1 pseudogene is annotated in these 1437 nt (G+C 79.8%); it reads right to left on the minus strand.

The window, feature by feature from the left end:
* Nucleotides 1–155: 155 nt before the first annotated feature.
* Nucleotides 156–1437, minus strand: a pseudogene (locus tag GPJ59_RS36195) (ATP-binding protein); the annotation flags it as partial.

Consider the following 1437-nt stretch of genomic DNA (forward strand, 5'->3'; position numbering starts at 1 on the left):
GTCCGCCCCCTCCCGTCACCCACCCCGTGCGGGGTGTCGGCGGGCGGGGCGTCCTGACGGATCGGCCGCTCGGGGGCGGCCGCGCCCCCGGCCCGGCCCTCGGGGGCGGCGGCCCGGGGGGGGGGGTAGGAGGGGACGGGGTCGTGCATGGGTTAGCGCCCGCCGCCCCCCCGGCCGCCCAGGCGGGCCCGCCACAGCTCCTCCAGCGTCCGGCGGGCCGCCGGCTCCGGTACGTCGGCCAGCGCGGCGGCGGCCGCGGCGCCGAGCGAGGCCCGCCCGGCGAGCGGCAGCCGCCACAGCAACCGCCGCGCGTCCGCCCCCAACCGATCGTCCGCCACCCGCACGACCCGCTCCACGAGACCGGGGGCGGCGTCGGGCCCGGGCCAGGCTTCGGCAGTCGAGGCGGCCGGGGCATTCGTGGCGACGGACGGCGCGAGGGCCCGTTCCCCGGTGCCGGCCGTGAGCGGGGCCAGGACACGCAGCGCCAGCGGCAGCCCCGCGGCGAGGTCCAGCACGGCGGCGACAGCCGCCCCCGGCCCCGCCCCGGCCAGCGTTCCGTCCCCGTCCAGGTCCCCGTCCCCGTCCCCGGCCAGGGACACCGCCCCCACCCCGGTCGCCCCGGTCCCGGCGAGGGCCCGCAGGAGCTCCTCGCTGCCGGTGCGGTCCAGCCGGCCCACCGGGAGGTGGTGGACCCACGCCGCCAGGTCCGCCGGCAGTTCCAGCGGCTCCCGCGCGGTCACCAGCACCAGGCTCTCCGAGCGTTCCGGCACCAGCGTGCGGACCTGCTCACCGTCCACCGCGTCGTCCAGCACGACCGCGACCGGCAGCCCGTGCAGGTGCTGGTGGTAGAGCTCGGCCAGCCGCCGTACCTGCTGCTCCGCCGACGACCGTTCACGGAACAGCAGCTGCTCGCGCGGTGCGCCCAGCCGGTTCAGCAGGTGCAGCAGCGCCTCGCGCGTCGGCAGCGGCGACTCGCCGCCGTAGGGGTACTGCCCATCGCCGGCCGGCAGGGAACCGCCCCGCAGGTCCACCAGGCACGCGCCGCGGAACTGGTCCCGCAGGTGGTGCGCCGCGCGGACCGCGAGCGCGGTGCGGCCGGACCCCGGCTCGCCGTGCAGGACGACCACGACCGGGCGGGTCTCGGTGCTCGCCCGGGCCGCCTGCACCCACCGTACGATCTGCGCGACCTCCGCGCCCCGGCCCGCTAACACCCCGCCCACATCGGGAAGTTGGGCGAAGGAGTGCTCCAGGGCGTTGCGCCGCCGGGCCTGCGCGCTGCGGTCCGTACCGCGCAGCCGCGGGGTCGGTGCGGCCGCGCGGGCCGCGGCCACCACCCGCTGCTGCTCCAGGTAGGGCCGGATGCCCCGCACCTCCAGGGCGGTCAGCCACTGCAGCCGCAGCTGCTCCGCCCCACCGGGCTGGCCCGCGGCGGCGGCC

Origin of the sequence: Streptomyces bambusae (assembly GCF_019400985.1) — a bacterium.
Classification (GTDB): domain Bacteria; phylum Actinomycetota; class Actinomycetes; order Streptomycetales; family Streptomycetaceae; genus Streptomyces; species Streptomyces bambusae_A.